This is a genomic window from Arthrobacter sp. UYCu511, assembly GCF_040547105.1.
GTDB classification, from domain to species: domain Bacteria; phylum Actinomycetota; class Actinomycetes; order Actinomycetales; family Micrococcaceae; genus Specibacter; species Specibacter psychrochitiniphilus.
Genome location: NZ_JBEPPB010000001.1, coordinates 123,895 through 140,178 on the forward strand (window position 1 = coordinate 123,895; position 16,284 = coordinate 140,178).

Consider the following 16,284-nt stretch of genomic DNA (forward strand, 5'->3'; position numbering starts at 1 on the left):
TAACAAAACATGAAGAAACTAAGAGCACTTATCGCCATGCTGGCCACCGCGCTGGTCTTTGGCGGAGCAATAACCATCCTGGGCTCCCCTGCCGGGGCGGAAGGAAGCAATTCCGCCCTCGTCATGAGCATCGCCGAGGTCAATCTCCAGGGCCCGGTTATTTCTGATGTCACAGTCACACTGAAAAACACCTCCAACGCAGCCATGACGGATGTTTCGGTAGTCATCACAGGACCCATCAACTGGACCCTGTACCCCGAGACTCAAAGCCTGAGCGCGCCCTTGGCAGCCGGTGCGAGCGCCACTGTCACCGCAGAAATCCACGTACCGAACAACCCCTCCGGTTCGGTAACCCGCAACTTCACCGCCGCTGCAACCTATGCAGGCGGAGATGGCGTCAAGACCTCCTTCGCGCAGCGCAACCAGTTCACAGGTCCCGTTCCGGCCAGCCTGGCCGAACTGTTCGACAATGTTGGCACCACCACTGTGGGCACCACCGCGCAGGGTGACTACGACGGTGGCAAGAACAGCTTCTCACGCGAGAAACTGGCCTTGAAGGGTTACACGCCCGGCGCGAAGATCACCGCTGCAGGCACCGAATTCACGTGGCCTTCAGCTGAACCTGGCAAGCCGGATAACGTGACTGGATCAGGGCAGACCTTCAAGTTCGAAGGCCAGGGCAGCAAGATCGCCTTCCTCGGTTCCGGAGTTCACAACGGCGCCGTTGGCGAGGCCACGGTTCACTACACCGACGGCAGCAGTTCCAAGGGCACCTTCGGATTCCCCAACTGGGGCTTCCAAGAGGTTACCGCTCACGGTGCCAGCCTTGCGGTTGAAGTCATCGGCCGCAACACGCCCGCAGGTTTCGCCAATGAAGAGTTCCCATACCGCATGTTCACTAACACCATTGCCATTGATGCGTCCAAGACCGTATCCATGGTGACGTTGCCGAACAACGCGAACCTGCACGTCTTTGCCATTGCATTCGTTCCCGCTGTTGAAGGCGAAACCCTTCCGGCACCCACTGCTCCAGCAACTACGGTCCCGGCAACGTCTGCTCCGGCAACCACGGACCCTTCCGTGGCTCCGTCGACTGAGCCGACGACGGAGCCTACAACTGACCCGGCCACGGAACCCGTCACCACGAAGGATCTGGTAGCTCCCCCCACCACCGGGACAGCTAGCACCAGCGCAGCTATGTCAGCTACCGCCACCACGGGCGCAGCGGTAGCAACTACTCACCCCGGTGGCTCAGGTTCCGCCTCGCCAACCGCTCCGGAGGCTTCCGGTGGAGACGATGATCTGGCCATGACAGGCAGCAGCGCAGCTCCGCTGATCGGCATGGGCGGCCTTCTGCTCGTGGGCGGTCTGGTACTGATGGTGTCACGGGGCCGCTCTTGTCTTTGTGTTTTCCGCAATTACGCCGGCGCCAGCTCGTTGGCGCCAGACCCCGAGCGCCAGACCGGGAACGCTAGGACGTGAGCGATCAGCCTGCCATGCGCGCCCGGGCGTGGGCCAGCATGGTGGCAACGGGAGCACCGGTGACCAGTTCGCCGTCGTGCACGAACCCTTCCTCACGTCCGGTGAGATCGGCAATCAACCGCGATTTCCACAATGCCAACAAGGGAGCATACTCGGGCAGGGGAGCGAGGTTATGCATTTCCTCCGGGTCCGCGTCCAGATCAAAAAGCTCCTCCGTACCCCACTCCGAGGCCCACAGGTACTTCACATGCCCGTCGGTGACCCACTGCAGCGATTGGTCAAAGTACACGTGCTCACCGTGCAGCCACTCACGCCACGGCTCAACGTCCCCGGCAGGCTCGGCTCCGGAAGGTGTCTGGCGCAGGAACCTCACCAACGATTTACCGTCGCAGGATTCCGGGACCGGCACATTGGCCAGTTCCAGCAGGGTGGGCATGATGTCGCGCAGTTCCACCACCTCGTCCACCACTGTGCCGCGCAGGGCCCGGGGATCATTAGGTGCCGGGACCACTATGAAGGGAACCCGGGCAGAGCCCTCATAACCCACAGACTTACGGTAGAAATCATGGTCCCCAAGCATTTCACCGTGATCCGAGGTGAAGGCAATGACGGTGTCATCCGCCACACCAAATTCATTGAGGGCCTCAAAGATGCGCCCTAGCTGCAGGTCAATCTGCGTCATGAGCCCGTAGTAACCGGCTCTGGCCCTGTGGGTGACGGCCTCCGGCAGCGTCCCAAAGCTCGTCTGGTGGTAGCCGTCGCGGCGTACCGATTCGAAGTGGTGCTCCCAATCGCCTACTCGGCGCTTAAAGGCCGGTAGGTCAAGGTACATCTCCATAGCCCAGGCAGGGGGATCGTAGGGGGGATGGGGGCGGTGAAAGGACAGGTACAAGAAGAAGGGGACCGTGGTGTCGCGGCGGTACAGCCATTCCACTGTTTGGCTGCCAAGCCAAGACGTGGGGTGCAGCCGCTCCGCCTTGTCCCACGGGCGGGCCACGGTGGAGTTGCAGCCTGCACCGTGGTCAAAATACTCCTCGTCCGCCGTGACACCGGGTTGGCGGCGCAGCCACGGAACGTAGTCGTCAAAGAACTTGAAGTCTCGGCGGTTCTCCTTGCGCGCAAAATGAAGGAATCCGTCGTGCAGGATGACATCGTCAAAGCCCACGCGCGAGCGCTCCGGATATACGTGCAGCTTGCCAATCGCCTGGGTTTGGTAACCCGCCTTGCGGAACTCGCCCTGCAGCGTGATCGGATGGACCTCGTCAAACTTCACGCCCTCCTGGTAGCCCACCCGGCCGTGGCGCTCCTGGGACTGGCCGGTAAACAAGGCCACCCGGGCAGGAACGCAGGTGGGTGTTGCTGAATAGCCGTGCCGGAATCGGGCGCCCGCTCCGGCTAGCTCGTCCAAGTGAGGTGTTTGAACGTAAGGGTGGCCCTCAGCCCCCAAACAATCTCCACGCCACTCATCGACGCAAATGAGAATCACATTGGGCTTGGTCATGTACTACTTTCGTCACAGGGATGGTCAGATGCTGGCCGGATGGATAGCCAGGAAGTGGCCGGAAGTACATCCAGCTTACCCAATGAAGCAGTCTTGAGAGATGGACAGCAGTGGCGCATTCGGGGTGAAACTGATATCGAATCGTGATCCATCTCGCATGATCGGAACAAACGCTGTACCGTCGAGGGGTACTTAAATCGCCCCAAGAAGGGCGTGACACCGTTGTGAGGGAAAATTTATGCTCAGGCTTCCACCCCTACGGCGGCGCAGCGGCGGCACATTTGCCGCCCTCGCCGCCTTTTTTACCGTCGTTTTCATGCTGCTCGGGATTGGCGGCGCCTCAGCGTTGAGCGTGCCGGCACCTGCAGCGGCGGGCACCGCAGTGCAGCACACCGGCGTGGAGGGCAAGAAATTCGCCATTGCCACTGACACCACCTTCGCACCCTTTGAATTCCGTGACGGCAGCGGCAATCTGGTGGGCATCGACATGGACCTGCTCAACGCCATTGCCAAGAGTCAGGGCTTTGAAGTTGACATCAAGTCATTGGGCTTTGATGCGGCGTTGCAGGCATTGCAGTCCAACCAGGTAGCAGGCGTCATCGCTGGCATGTCCATCACGGATGAGCGCAAGAAGATCTTTGACTTCTCCGACCCCTACTTTGACTCCGGTGTGCAGATGGCGGTGGCCAAGAACGACGACGCCATCAAGACCTACGCCGATCTCAAGGGCAAGAGCGTCACCGCCAAGCGTGGCAGCGAGGGTGAAACGTTCGCCAAGTCCATTGCGGGCAAATACGGTTTCACCGTCAAGGCACTCGCAGATTCCGCCACCATGTATGACGACGTCAAGGCCGGCAACTCCGTGGCCGTGTTCGACGACTACCCGGTGCTCGCTTACGGTGTCAGCCAGAACAACGGGCTGAAGATTGTCACCGAAAAAGAACAGGGCAGCTCCTACGGCTTCGCCGTTAACAAGGGCCAAAATCAGGACCTGCTGAAGGCGTTTGACACCGGCTTGGCCGAGTTGAAGGCCAATGGCGAGTACGACTTGATCTTGGACACCTACCTGGCCAAGACCGAGGCCACCGAGCAGGGCAGCTTCTTCCAGCTCGTTGCGGACAGCTTCCCCGCCCTCATGAAGGGGCTCTGGCTGACCATGGTGGCCACCGTCCTCTCGCTTGCAATCGCCCTCGTCCTCGGTGTCCTGTTCGGCTTCTTCAAGGTCTCCGAAAGCAAGATCATGCGGGGCATTGCCACTACGTATGTGTCTATTTTCCGTGGCACCCCGTTACTGGTCCAGGCATTCTTCTTCTACTTCGGTTTGCCGCAGATGACAGGGCAGCCCATTAACGTCCTGACAGCAGGTGTTATCACCTTGAGCCTGAACGCGGGTGCCTACATGACCGAGATTGTTCGTGGCGGCATCCAGTCAGTTGATCCCGGCCAGCTCGAAGCCAGCCGCAGCTTGGGTCTGAGCTACGTCACTTCCATGCGCCGTGTAGTGGTGCCCCAGGCCGTGAAGATCATGACGCCCTCGTTCATCAACCAGTTCGTCATCACGTTGAAGGACACCTCCTTGCTGGCAGTGATTGGCTTTGCGGAATTGACCTACCAAGGCCAGCAGATTTACGCGTCCAACTTCCGTACCGGTGAAACACTGTTGATTGTGGCCGCGCTGTACTTCATTGTGATCTCCATCTTGACTCAGCTTTCCAACGTCCTTGACAGGAAGTTCAACAAATGAGCACTGCGAAAATAAGTGTCCGTGGGCTTAAAAAGTCCTTTGGTTCCAATGAAGTGCTCAAGGGCATGGATGTGGACATTGCTGAAGGCGAGGTTGTGTGTGTTATTGGCCCGTCAGGTTCGGGTAAGTCCACGTTCCTACGTTGCCTGAACAAGCTCGAGGACATCACCGGCGGCACCGTCACTGTTAACGGCATTGACTTGACCGAGCCCAAGGTAGACCTAAACGCTGTACGTCAGAACATCGGCATGGTGTTCCAGCACTTCAACTTGTTCCCACACATGTCCGTGCTTCAGAACATCATGCTTGCACCGGTGGAGCTCAAGAAGCTGGACAAGGCTGCGGCCCGGGCCAAGGGCATGGAACTGCTCAAGCGTGTGGGCCTGTCCGAGAAGGCAGATGCCCGTCCCGCCTCGCTCTCCGGCGGGCAGAAACAGCGTGTGGCCATTGCGCGTGCGCTGGCCATGAACCCCGGCATCATGCTCTTCGACGAGGCTACCAGCGCCCTTGACCCTGAGATGGTGGGCGAGGTTTTGCAGGTCATTCGAGATCTGGCTGCGGAAGGCATGACCATGGTGGTGGTCACGCATGAGATGGGTTTTGCTCGCGAGGTGGCTGACCGGGTGATCTTCATGGATGCCGGGGTCATCTGTGAGGAAGGCTCACCCGAGGCCATCTTCAGCAACGCTGCGCAGCCTCGTCTGCAGGAGTTCTTGGCGAAAGTGCTCTAACGTTTGTTGTGTGAGGGGCGTCGGCTGTCGAGCTGCCGCCCCTCTGCTTTAAACGTCAATACAGTTGGAAGAGCGGCAGTAGTACAGACAGAAGTGCGGCAGGTGAAGTGCAACGGCGGGATGAACGGTGGGAGCGAACATGTTGGACATGCAGGAAATCCTGGATGAGATTGTTGCCCATGTGGCGCCGCTGTGTTTACAAGGCGAGGTGGCTAGCTACATTCCTAGTCTGGGGGAGGTCTCCCCGGATAGCTTCGGTATTTGTGTTGCCATGGCTGACGGTGAGGTTTTCGGAGCGGGGGACTGGCAGCAACCATTCTCAATCCAAAGTATTTCAAAAGTATTCTCATTGGCGCTAGTCATGTCCTATGACTATGACTCCATCTGGAAAAGGGTGTTCAGGGAACCCTCCGGCACACCCTTTAACTCGATGGTTCAGCTGGAAGCAGATCGCGGGATTCCCCGGAATCCATTCATCAATGCGGGGGCCTTGGTAGTTACCGACAGGTTGCTCTCCATCACCGGAGACGCGGCCGCTTCGGTACGGGGCTTGCTGAGACAGGAATCCGGGAATCCGGAGGTGGAGATCGATGCACTGGTGGCCGCTTCCGAGGCGGACCACGGTCACCGGAACGCATCCATGGCCCATCTTCTGGCAAGTTACGGGAACCTGGAGAATCCAGTGGATGAAGTGCTGGATAGCTACTTCAAACAGTGCGCCCTCGCCATGAGTTGCGAAGATCTGGCCAAGGCATCGCGCTTCTTGGCCCGGCACGGAGTGGCTGCTGGCGGTACGCCATTTTTGAGTCCTAATCAGAGTAAACGCGTCAATGCCGTTATGCTCACCTGCGGAACCTATGACGCTGCCGGGGAGTTCGCCTACCGTGTGGGCCTGCCGGGTAAGAGCGGGGTGGGTGGCGGCATTGTTGCCATTGTGCCCGGACGCTGTTCCATTACCGTGTGGGGTCCAGCGCTTGGACCCAATGGAAACTCCGTGGCGGGCATCGCGGCGCTGGATGAATTCACAGCCAAGACTGGCTGGTCCATCTTCTAGGCGTGGAAGCGTAACCTAGCGGGGAGCATGCAAGCGCAATGAGGGCTCGGAACGCACTGTTCCGAGCCCTCATTGCGCTCACGGATTCTGATCCTTGCGGACTATCCCAAGTTTGCTGCTTGTTTTAGCTAGCAGCCGTAGTAGAGCTCGAACTCGTACGGGTTCGGGCGCAGCTGCAACGGCTTGATCTCGTATTCACGCTTGTAATCGATCCAGGTGTCAATCAGGTCCTGGGTAAAGACGCCACCGGCCTGCAGGAACTCGTTGTCGTTCTCGAGAGCGATCAGTGCCTCTTCGAGCGATTCGGGAGCCTTGGGGATGTCCTTGGCTTCCTCCGGGGGCAGCTCGTAGAGGTCCTTGTCGATGGGAGCCGGAGGTTCAATCCGGTTCTTAATACCGTCAAGGCCTGCCATCAGCTGGGCGGCGAAGGCCAGGTACGGGTTGGAGGAGGGATCCGGTGCGCGGAACTCCAGGCGCTTGGCCTTCGGGTTGGAGCCTGTGATCGGGATACGGATACCGGCGGAGCGGTTGCCTTGTGAGTACACCATGTTCACCGGGGCTTCAAAGCCCTTGACCAAGCGGCGGTAGGAATTCACCGTGGGGTTGGTGAAGGCCAGTACGGCGTCTGCGTGCTTGAGGAGGCCGCCAATGTACCAGCGTGCCATGTCTGACAGGCCAGCGTAGCCCTTCTCGTCGTAGAACAACGGCTCACCGCTGGTCCACAGCGACTGGTGGCAATGCATGCCGGAGCCGTTGTCACCGAAGACGGGCTTGGGCATGAACGTGACGGACTTGCCCCAGGCCCATGCAGTGTTCTTGATGACGTACTTGAACTTCTGCATGTCATCCGCAGCATGCGTGAGGGTGTTGAACTTGTAGTTGATTTCTGCCTGACCGGCAGCGCCAACCTCGTGGTGGGAGCGTTCGACCTCAAGGCCCGCAGCGTCCATCTCAAGGCACATGGCGTCACGCAGATCCGCCTGGTGGTCAATCGGGGCCACGGGGAAGTAGCCGCCTTTTTGCGGTGTCTTGTAACCGAGGTTTCCGCCCTCTTCCTTGCGGCCCGTGTTCCAGTAAGCCTCTTCGGAATCGATCTTGTAAAAGGAACCCTGCGGGGAGGATTCATACTGGATGTTATCGAAGACAAAGAATTCAGCTTCAGCGCCGAAGAAGGCGGTATCGGCGATGCCTGTTGACTCCAGGTACGCCTCAGCCTTTTCGGCCACACCGCGAGGGTCACGGTGGTAAGGATCGCCCGTGCGGGGGTTCACAATGGAGAAATTCAGTGCGAGCGTCTTTTCCTTGCGGAACGTGTCCACAAAGGCGGTCTTGGGATCTGGGATCAGCTGCATATCTGATTCGGCGATGCCCTGGAATCCACGAATAGAGGAGCCGTCAAAGAGCTGGCCGTGGACAAAGAAGTCCAGGTCGACTGTTTTGGCCGGAACATTGAAGTGCTGCTGGACGCCGGGCAGGTCCGTGAATCGAATATCGACGAACTTAACATCTTCGTCTTTGATGAACTGGAGGACTTCTTCCGCGTTCTTGAACATCTACGCTCCTTGGCGCTGGGGATTTTGGCCGACTGGGTGCGGCCATAGTGCATGTACAACTGGCATAAGCCTAGAACGGTGCCATTACTCACTAGTGACGGAAATGTTTCCGGCACGTTACATCCCCTCCATGCCTGCCCGATACCCGGGTTTCACCCGGCGGCGGTAGGCTGGTGGGGTGGTAGATCGTAAAGACATAGCTTCCTGGCTCAGTGGGCCGGACACTTCCAATATATCCAAATTCCCGGGCGAGCGTTTAGGCCAGCCCGAATCCGGTCCCGGATCCATGGCTCGGGCAGGGCGGCGCATTATTGCCCTCTGCATCGATTGGGGCCTTTCCTACCTGATTGCGATTGCCTTCTTTGACGGCAATCCCAACGCCATTCTTGCCATCTTCGCAGCCGAACAAATGCTTCTTGTGGGCCTTCTTGGCTACAGCGTGGGCCACCGCATCATGGGCATTGAAGTGGTCAGGCTGGATGGCCGGCAGCCCGGGTTACTGGCAGGAGTGATTCGAGCCCTACTGGTGTGCCTGGTCATTCCAGCCATCATTGTGGATGCTGATCACCGCGGCCTTCACGACCAGGCCATTAAGTCCATCTTGATCCGCCGCTAGAGACGTACGAGCCAGACGGGCATGTTCGAAGCAGATGTGAAAGGGCCCGGCAGGAATTCCTGCCGGGCCCTTTCACTTATCAGTAGTTACTAACGTCCGCGTGAGGCTTTGCGGTCGGGGCGTGCCTTGTAAGGGTCAATACCCTTGGGGATGGGCAGCTTGTTACCCATGGAGGTGATGCGCTTGTTCACGGCACTGACCTCAACCTTGGTCAGCTCATTCTTGAGCTTGCCCATCTTCTTAGTGACCTTGGCGATCGGCACCTGTCCTTCACCCTTGCCAGTCTCAATGACCGTGACAGTGACGTTGGGCAGGATCCGGTTGAGACGGCGTCGTTCGGCGTCGACCAAGCCCTTGACACGGGCGGAGGGGCCTTCGGTCACCAAGACAATGCCGGGCTTTCCGATGGCACGGAACACCACGTCCTGGGTGCGTGGGTTCACCGATGCGGGCTGCTCGTCAAAGATCCACCCCTTCTTCAAGGAGCTCAGCGCGGCACCGGCTGCACCTGCCTTGCCTTCAATCTGTGAGTAGGCAGCGCGTTCGGCGCGGCGGGACATGATCAACAGAGCGCATAGCAGGCCCAGAGGGATGCCGAGCAGCAAACCTGTGATCCAGTTATCCAGCAAGAAGCCGATACCGAAAGCAACGGCGATGGGCACCAGGAATGCGCCAAGCATCAGCCAGGTAACCATCGGATCATGCTTACGGGTCATCTTAAAGATGTCCACCATTTGCTTGATACGGCTGGGCTTTTTGTTCTTTTTCGGCTTCTCAGCCTTGGGCTTGCGCGAAAAAAGGGAGCGCTTGGTGTCGTCAGTGCTGCTGGATGATGAGTCAGATTTGGCCATAGTGATTCAATTCTAGCGGGTTTGGATGGAATTATTGTGCGGCCAGCAAGGACGCGGCTTCCTGGCGTGTGAAGCCTGAATCTTCAATGCCTTCGGCAATGTGGGCGAGGTGTTCCGGGATGTCCAGGCCCTTCTTGCGCATGGCCGTGGCCCAGAGCCGGCCGGCCCGGTAGGAGGAGCGCACCAACGGCCCGCTCATGACACCCAGGAACCCAATTTCCTCGGCTTCTTGAGAGAGTTCCAAGAACTCTTGCGGCTTGACCCAGCGGTCCACGGGAAGATGACGTTCAGAAGGGCGCAGGTACTGGGTGATGGTGATTAGATCGGTTCCGGCATCGTGCAGGTCCTGCAACGCCTGGGAGAGTTCCTCGCGGGTTTCTCCCATGCCCAAGATCAGGTTGGACTTGGTGACCATGCCCAGGTCCCGTCCCTGACTGATGACATCCAGAGAGCGGTCGTAACGGAAGGCGGGGCGGATGCGTTTGAAGATGCGCGGAACGGTCTCGACATTGTGGGCGAACACCTCGGGGGCTGACTCGCAGATCGCGGCGATGTTCTCGGGCTTGCCGGAAAAGTCGGGGATGAGAAGTTCGACGCCGGTGTTCGGGTTGAGTTCGTGAATCTTACGGACCGTCTCGGCGTAGAGCCAGACGCCCTCATCTGCCAGGTCGTCGCGGGCCACGCCCGTGACGGTGGCGTACCGCAGGTTCATTTTGACCACAGAGCGGGCCACCTTGGTGGGTTCAAACATGTCAATGGGTGAGGGTTTGCCCGTATCAATTTGGCAGAAGTCACAGCGGCGGGTGCATTCAGACCCGCCAATGAGGAACGTGGCCTCCCGGTCTTCCCAGCATTCGAAAATGTTGGGACAGCCTGCTTCTTCGCAGACAGTGTGCAGCCCCTGGCCCTTAACCAGGTTTTTCATGGCAATGTACTCAGGGCCCATGGAGACCTTGGCCTTCATCCACTCAGGCTTGCGCTCCACAGGGACGGCCGCGTTCCGCTGTTCAATGCGCAGTAGCTTGCGCCCTTCAGGTGCCAACGTCACAGCAATACTCCTTCTGGCCGAGCCGCATCTGCGGGGTTGGCGGTTGATGCCACTGGGGGCTCTGGTTCGGTGATGAGAGGCGCCAAGAACCTTGTTGTGGCGTCCTTTAGGTGATGCAGCAGCCCCGTCGGAGTAATGTCAACCCCGGTCTCTGCCGCCATGGTGGTGGTGCCAGCATCCGCAATACCGCAGGCGATGATCTGGTTGTAGGGGGCCAAACTGTTGTTGGCGTTGATGGCGATGCCGTGCATAGTCACGCCTTCGTGAACCCTAATACCAATGGCTGCAATTTTCCTGGTGGGACCCTTGGCATCGGAGAGAAGCCAGATGCCTGCGCGTCCGTCGACACGTACGCCAACAATGTTGGACTTGGCCAGGACTTCGATGATGATCTCTTCGAGGGCGTGGACATACTCGCGGATACTGTGAGCATCCCGCAGGCGGACGATCGGGTACATCACGAGCTGGCCTGGGCCATGCCACGTGAGTTTGCCACCACGATCAACATTGATCACGGGTGTCCCATCGAAAGGCCGCTCGTGGTCTTCTGTCCGTTTGCCCGCTGTGTAAACAGGGGCATGTTCTAGAAGCAGGACAGTGTTAGGCGCGGTGCCCGAAACGACGGCGCCGTGGACGCGACGTTGCAAGTCCCAGGCGGTGGCGTAGTCAATGAAATTCGGGGTAAATCCAACTTCTGTGAACTCAACACTCATAGCTGACACTTTAGAGGATGAAGCTTTTTCGCGTAAATCAGAAAATACTGGCGGCCGTCATAGCTGTGGATAACTTCAAGCAAGATCTGCAAATGGCGACTACTACTTAGATATGGACATTTCCGCGAATTCTGTGCGCACGTCGAGGCCGCCTCGCCTTTCCGGCTTTGATCCCGTGCGGTGTCTGGGGCAGGGGTCACAGGGGCAGGTGTGGCTGATGGCCCCACAGGACGGTTCAAAGCATGTGGCAGCAAAATTTTTGGTTCCCGCACCCGGCTCGTTGGCCGTGAGTCAAAGAGTAGACCCGCACCGTCATAATGAGAGCCAGGTCACGCGAGAATGGGGGCTTCTGGCCCAGTTCAGGCATGAACATCTGATCCCGGTAGCGGGACTCGTGACAGACCAGGATGGCTCTCTTGTCCTCATCATGGAGTATGCGGCGGGAGGTTCCTTGACCCAGATTGTGCACGCCAGGGGAGTTCTTTCGGTGGGAGAGGCCGTGACAATCCTGACGCCCATGGGACAGGTGCTGGATTTTTTGCATGAACGCGGAGCGGTTCACGGCGATATTTCCAGCGGGAATGTGCTGCTGAGCGCCAGTGGAAAACCGTACCTTGCCGACTTTGGCGTCAGCCGGGTGCTAGGGGACACCGTGGAAACGCCATCGGGCACCGCGGGGTTCTATTGTCCATCCGATACGCGCCGCGATACGGCATCTGATGTTTATGCTCTGGCCGCAGTGGGCTGGTTTGTATTGACGGGGTACACCCCACCGCTCACCCGTGGCCGGGCTCCCTTGTCCAGTCTGGTCCGGGATGTGCCCCGTGAACTTGTAGCAGCCCTCGAAGCCGGGTTGCAGGAAGATCCGAGGCAGAGACCCACGGCGGCGGCTTTGGCCCAAGCAGTCTTTCGAAGTGCACGGGCGGAGGCGCTCATCTTGGCCCACGCTGTTCATCCCAGCGTCCTCCCCGAGCTACCGACCCGTCACAGTGTACTGGTCAAACCAAAGCGGCGTCGGAAGGTGCGCTCTCACGGCCGGTCGTGGTTTATGGGTGGCATAAGAAACGGTGGCGCGGAAGTTGCTCCGTTGAAGAAGGCGAGTTGGTTCCGGCGGCACAGGAAAATCAAGGGGTTGGCACTGCTGTGGGGGAGCGGTGAAAGGGTGCCTAGGCCTGCTAAGAATCCAGTCGCACGGTTGGAGCTAGGAGCAGACGGGCAAAGGCATCGACGGGCTGTGCATCGAAGGCAAGGGCGCCGACGAGACGGGCGTGCCAGACAGGGGCGCCGTGATCGAGTGGGCACAAGGGCCAGCAAATTACGGCTCTGGTTAATCGCCCTATTGGTCATGGGAGTACTCCTGTTTGGGGTTGCTGTGTCCGTGGGAGGACGGCTGCAGGGTGATCTAGGGACCCCGGGAACGAATCAAACCCCACGTGACCAGGACGCACCGGCAGCGGAGGCTGTTGAGAAGGCACCTGTTTGGGCCCGGGCACTCCCTCCACAGATCCGTTTGGGGCTCATGTCAACGGCGGCGGCGGATGCGCTGCCAGCGCTGGCGTGGGTGCGTTCTTATGCACTTTCCAACACGGATGAGACTCTCCTTAGCCACATTAATGCGGCTAACTCGCCGGCACTGGCGGCAGACGTGGCCATAGTGGAGGCTTTGGAAGCGGAAGGTCACGGCTTCACGGGGTTGGAATTCACGGTGGAAAAAGTCCATCACACCCCTGCTGGAGGATCAGTAACAGGGGGTGACGTAGCTAAAGATGCCATTGCCACGGTGCAGGCCACCATTATTACCAGTGCCTTCGCAGAGCAGGACTCCACCGGGGCGCTGGTGCACAACTATCCAAAGGAGCGGCGCCAAGAGCTTCGATTCGTGCTGACGCGGGCAGATTCTAGATGGACCATTCAAGAAATTCTTAACGCCGCCCCCACGCCACAATAGGGTCCGTTCCGAAATGAGCTCACAGACCTGACCAGCCGCGCTTTCAGCGGCACTCACACAAGAGGCGGCAGCCGCAAAAGCAGCTGCCGCCTCTTGGCGAACGTTGGTAAAGACTATGCTTCGAGTGTCGCGTCGAGGGTGATTTCCACGCCGGCCAGTGCCGCCGAAACGGGGCAACCTGACTTGGCTGCGTTGGAGATCGTATCGAAGTCTTCCTGGCTGATGCCGGGGATCTTGGCGGCAAGAGTCAGGTGGCTGCCGGTGATGCCGGTGCCGGGTACAAACGTCACGGCGGCGCTGGTGTTGACGTAGTCGGCAGCGTGTCCGGCCGTGCTGAGCTCGTTCGAGAATGCCATGGCGAAGCAGGATGCGTGCGCGGCGGCGATCAGCTCTTCCGGGCTGGTCTTTCCCTCGGCAGCTTCTGCGCGTGCCTTCCAGGTGATATCAAAGGTGCCAAGTTCCGAGCTGTCCAAGGTGACCTGTCCGGCGCCGGTGGGAAGGTCGCCGACCCAGCCTGCGTGGGCGTTGCGAGTTGTAGCCATGGTAACTCCTTATGAAGATTCAAATGGGGTGTAGCTTGCTGCGTGCAGCCAGCTATACAACTACCATATGCTCTTGATCGCCTCGGCGTGAACGGAATTGAAATTCCACATCGTAAAACTACCAAGATTCGTCACAATTGGCACAACCGCATCGCATAGACGCTTTTAGTGTTCGCCGTGGCAGAACCGCGGGAGGCAATAAGCTGGCTGCAAAAAAACAGCGCGCCCCCGTGGTCATTGCCTTGAATGGGCAGCCGTTACGGGAAGCGCGCTTAATGCAGTGAGGCGGTGCCTGCAGGTACAGCCTCGTAAGGTGTTAGACCCAAAAGACGGCGACGGCGATATTGATCAAGGCCATGCCGCCCACTGCGTGTGCCAGTCCCTTGGAAACGTCCTGGTTGTTCTTGATCTTGCGGCGAGCGATGAACGCTGCGACGGCAACAATGAGGGCGATGATTAGCTTGACGCCAATTTTGACGTTGTTGACATCTCCATCACCCATTTCAGCCAGCCCAACCAGCAGTAGTCCCGTGATGAGCTGTGTCAGCGCACCGATCCACTGCCACTGGCTAACGGTAGGCGTCTTGAAGGCGGCAAGCCAGCCGCCAACAATCGCAGCGGCACCAAGAATATGCAAAAATACGAGCACTAAGCGTAAAAAGTCCATGCCCTCAGTTTAGGCAACTTGGTGACAGAGTGTCTATATAGGGCAGCCTTAACTAACGACGGCGGTGTGGTGACTGAAGAATCCCAAGTCACCACACCGCCGTCGTACTTTTGTGAAGAAAGTGCTTACAGGCCGAGGTCAGCCTCGAAGGCGCCACCCTCAAGGCGGGCCTTGAGGGTCTGCAAGAACCGGCCAGCGTCTGCGCCGTCCACCAAACGGTGATCGTACGTCAGACACAGGTACATCATGTGACGGATGGCGATGGTGTCATCACCGTCTGCATCAGCAACAACCATTGCGCGCTTGACGATCGCGCCGGTGCCCAGGATGGCAACGTTGGGCTGGTTGATGATGGGGGTGTCGAACAGTGCGCCAACGGAGCCGATGTTCGTGATGGAGAACGTGCCACCGGAAAGCTCGTCCGGGCCGATCTTACCGCTGCGGGTGCGTGCGGCAACATCGGAAATCTTGCCGGCCAGGCCTGCAAGGTTCAGATCTCCTGCGTTGGAGATGACAGGGACCAACAGGCCCTTGTCAGTGTCCACAGCAAACGCCAGATGCTCGGCGTTGTGGTAAGTGATCATCTGAGTTTCCTCATTGTATTCACCGTTGACCGAGGGGTGCGCCTTAAGAGCCTCAGCGACAGCCTTGGCAATGAAGGGCAGGTACGTCAGCTTGGTGCCGTTGACGGCCTGGAACTGGTCCTTGGCCTGGGTGCGCAGCTTGACGATCCGCGTCATGTCAATCTCGTGCACCTGCGTGAGCTGCGTGGAGGCTTCCAGCGATTCGCGCATACGGCGGGCAATAACCTGGCGGATGCGCGGTGCCTTGACCGTGGTGCCGCGCAGTGCTGAAGGCACCACGGCGGGAGCGGATTTCGCTGCCGGGGCGGGGGCTGATGCGGTGGCCGGAGCTGCAACGGCCTTCGCGGCCTCTGCTGCTGCAAGGACGTCTTCCTTACGGATACGTCCACCAACACCGGAACCGGTGACCGTGGCGAGATCAACACCGTGGGTCTTGGCCAGCTTGCGGACCAACGGCGTCACGTAGTTGGACTCGGCGCCTGAGGCCGCAGGGGCAGCAAAAGGAGCCGGAGCAGCAACGGGTGCCGGGGCGGCCGGAGCGGGTGCTGCAACAGGAGCCGGAGCGGCGGCAGGTGCAGCAGCAGGTGCCTCAGCGGCCGGTGCGGGTGCCGCGGCAGGTGCCGGAGCTTCGGCAGGTGCAGCAGCTGGTGCGGTACCGGCGGAACCGATGAGCGCCAGAACGCCACCAACTTCGGCGGTCTCATCCTCGGGTACGCGGATTTCGAGCAAGACGCCAGCCACGGGGGAGGGGATCTCGGTGTCAACCTTGTCGGTGGAAACCTCGAGCAGCGGCTCGTCCACTTCGATGGTGTCGCCAACGGCCTTTAGCCAGCGGGTGACGGTGCCTTCGGTGACGGACTCACCTAAAGCGGGCAAAACCAGCTCGTGAGCATCGGTGGCGGGAGCAGGAGCTGCCGGAGTGGCCGCAACTGGCTCGGCCACAGGGGCTGCAGCAGGCTCAGCTGGAGCTTCCTCAACGGGCGCGGCTGCCGGAGCCGCCGGTGCGCCGTCGCCAGTGCCAATGCGGCACAGGGCAGTTCCGACTTCTGCTGTTTCATCCTCAGGTACAAGGATTTCTTCCAAGATGCCGGCGAAGGGTGACGGGATCTCGGTGTCAACCTTGTCGGTGGAAACTTCCAGTAAGGGCTCGTCAATTTCGACGCGGTCCCCAACTTGCTTGAGCCATCGTGTGACGGTTCCTTCGGTAACGCTTTCACCCAAGGCGGGCAAGTTCACGGATTCAGACATTG

Annotated in this window: 13 protein-coding genes and 1 pseudogene; 6 read left to right on the top strand and 8 right to left on the bottom strand. The window is 59.3% G+C overall.

The genetic code is table 11. The features are described from left to right. Window positions 1-9 precede the first annotated feature (9 nt). Window positions 10-1,482, top strand: coding sequence for a beta-sandwich domain-containing protein (locus tag ABIB48_RS00565; RefSeq protein ID WP_354211346.1), 1,473 nt, complete (start codon window positions 10-12; stop codon window positions 1,480-1,482). 4 nt (window positions 1,483-1,486) lie between these two features. Here the strand turns inward: ABIB48_RS00565 and ABIB48_RS00570 are convergent, their stop codons facing one another. Further along, the gene (locus ABIB48_RS00570) at window positions 1,487-2,983 is read right to left on the bottom strand and encodes an arylsulfatase (RefSeq protein WP_110106061.1); all 1,497 of its coding nucleotides are present in this window, start codon (window positions 2,981-2,983) and stop codon (window positions 1,487-1,489) included. Between the two features lie 316 nt (window positions 2,984-3,299). Between ABIB48_RS00570 and ABIB48_RS00575 the strand changes: the two genes are divergently transcribed. The 3 genes from ABIB48_RS00575 to ABIB48_RS00585 all read left to right on the top strand — a co-directional run bounded on the left by ABIB48_RS00575 (window position 3,300) and on the right by ABIB48_RS00585 (window position 6,512). After that, window positions 3,300-4,727 (top strand): amino acid ABC transporter substrate-binding protein/permease, encoded by a 1,428-nt coding sequence (locus ABIB48_RS00575; RefSeq protein ID WP_502914092.1) that lies wholly within the window; start codon window positions 3,300-3,302, stop codon window positions 4,725-4,727. Next, window positions 4,724-5,458: an amino acid ABC transporter ATP-binding protein gene (locus tag ABIB48_RS00580; protein WP_110106062.1), complete on the top strand. Its 735-nt coding sequence runs from the start codon at window positions 4,724-4,726 to the stop codon at window positions 5,456-5,458. Before ABIB48_RS00575 ends, ABIB48_RS00580 begins: the two co-directional genes overlap by 4 nt. A 142-nt stretch (window positions 5,459-5,600) precedes the next feature. Further along, on the top strand, window positions 5,601-6,512 hold the full coding sequence (locus ABIB48_RS00585; RefSeq protein ID WP_354211993.1) for a glutaminase: 912 nt from the start codon (window positions 5,601-5,603) through the stop codon (window positions 6,510-6,512). Window positions 6,513-6,640: 128 nt separating this feature from the next. Here ABIB48_RS00585 and glnA read toward each other — a convergent pair whose 3' ends face one another. Continuing rightward, entirely contained in the window at window positions 6,641-8,065 is a 1,425-nt protein-coding gene (gene glnA / locus ABIB48_RS00590) for a type I glutamate--ammonia ligase (protein ID WP_110106063.1), read from the bottom strand. Window positions 8,066-8,243: 178 nt separating this feature from the next. Here glnA and ABIB48_RS00595 point away from each other — a divergent pair, with 178 nt between their 5' ends. Beyond that, window positions 8,244-8,681, top strand: coding sequence for an RDD family protein (locus ABIB48_RS00595; RefSeq protein ID WP_110106064.1), 438 nt, complete (start codon window positions 8,244-8,246; stop codon window positions 8,679-8,681). A gap of 89 nt (window positions 8,682-8,770) precedes the next feature. On the opposite strand, the gene ABIB48_RS00600 is transcribed toward ABIB48_RS00595, so the two are convergent. The 3 genes and pseudogenes from ABIB48_RS00600 to lipB all read right to left on the bottom strand — a co-directional run. Then, on the bottom strand, window positions 8,771-9,532 hold the full coding sequence (locus tag ABIB48_RS00600; protein ID WP_315915046.1) for a DUF4191 domain-containing protein: 762 nt from the start codon (window positions 9,530-9,532) through the stop codon (window positions 8,771-8,773). Between the two features lie 31 nt (window positions 9,533-9,563). Continuing rightward, the gene (lipA, locus tag ABIB48_RS00605; protein WP_110106066.1) at window positions 9,564-10,580 is read right to left on the bottom strand and encodes a lipoyl synthase; all 1,017 of its coding nucleotides are present in this window, start codon (window positions 10,578-10,580) and stop codon (window positions 9,564-9,566) included. Continuing rightward, window positions 10,577-11,323 (bottom strand): annotated as a pseudogene (lipB, locus tag ABIB48_RS00610) (lipoyl(octanoyl) transferase LipB); the annotation flags it as partial. The pseudogene lipB and the gene lipA, both read right to left, overlap by 4 nt. A gap of 82 nt (window positions 11,324-11,405) precedes the next feature. On the opposite strand from lipB, the gene ABIB48_RS00615 reads away from it, so the two are divergent. Next, window positions 11,406-13,241, top strand: a complete 1,836-nt coding sequence (locus ABIB48_RS00615) for a serine/threonine-protein kinase (RefSeq protein WP_354211354.1) — start codon at window positions 11,406-11,408, stop codon at window positions 13,239-13,241. Between the two features lie 113 nt (window positions 13,242-13,354). Here the strand turns inward: ABIB48_RS00615 and ABIB48_RS00620 are convergent, their stop codons facing one another. The 3 genes from ABIB48_RS00620 to sucB all read right to left on the bottom strand — a co-directional run bounded on the left by ABIB48_RS00620 (window position 13,355) and on the right by sucB (window position 16,282). Further along, window positions 13,355-13,783, bottom strand: coding sequence for an OsmC family peroxiredoxin (locus ABIB48_RS00620; RefSeq protein ID WP_110106069.1), 429 nt, complete (start codon window positions 13,781-13,783; stop codon window positions 13,355-13,357). 316 nt (window positions 13,784-14,099) lie between these two features. Further along, on the bottom strand, window positions 14,100-14,450 hold the full coding sequence (locus ABIB48_RS00625; protein ID WP_110106070.1) for a hypothetical protein: 351 nt from the start codon (window positions 14,448-14,450) through the stop codon (window positions 14,100-14,102). Between the two features lie 125 nt (window positions 14,451-14,575). After that, complete coding sequence (sucB, locus tag ABIB48_RS00630) at window positions 14,576-16,282, bottom strand: 2-oxoglutarate dehydrogenase, E2 component, dihydrolipoamide succinyltransferase (RefSeq protein ID WP_354211357.1); 1,707 nt, start codon at window positions 16,280-16,282, stop codon at window positions 14,576-14,578. Window positions 16,283-16,284 lie beyond the last annotated feature (2 nt).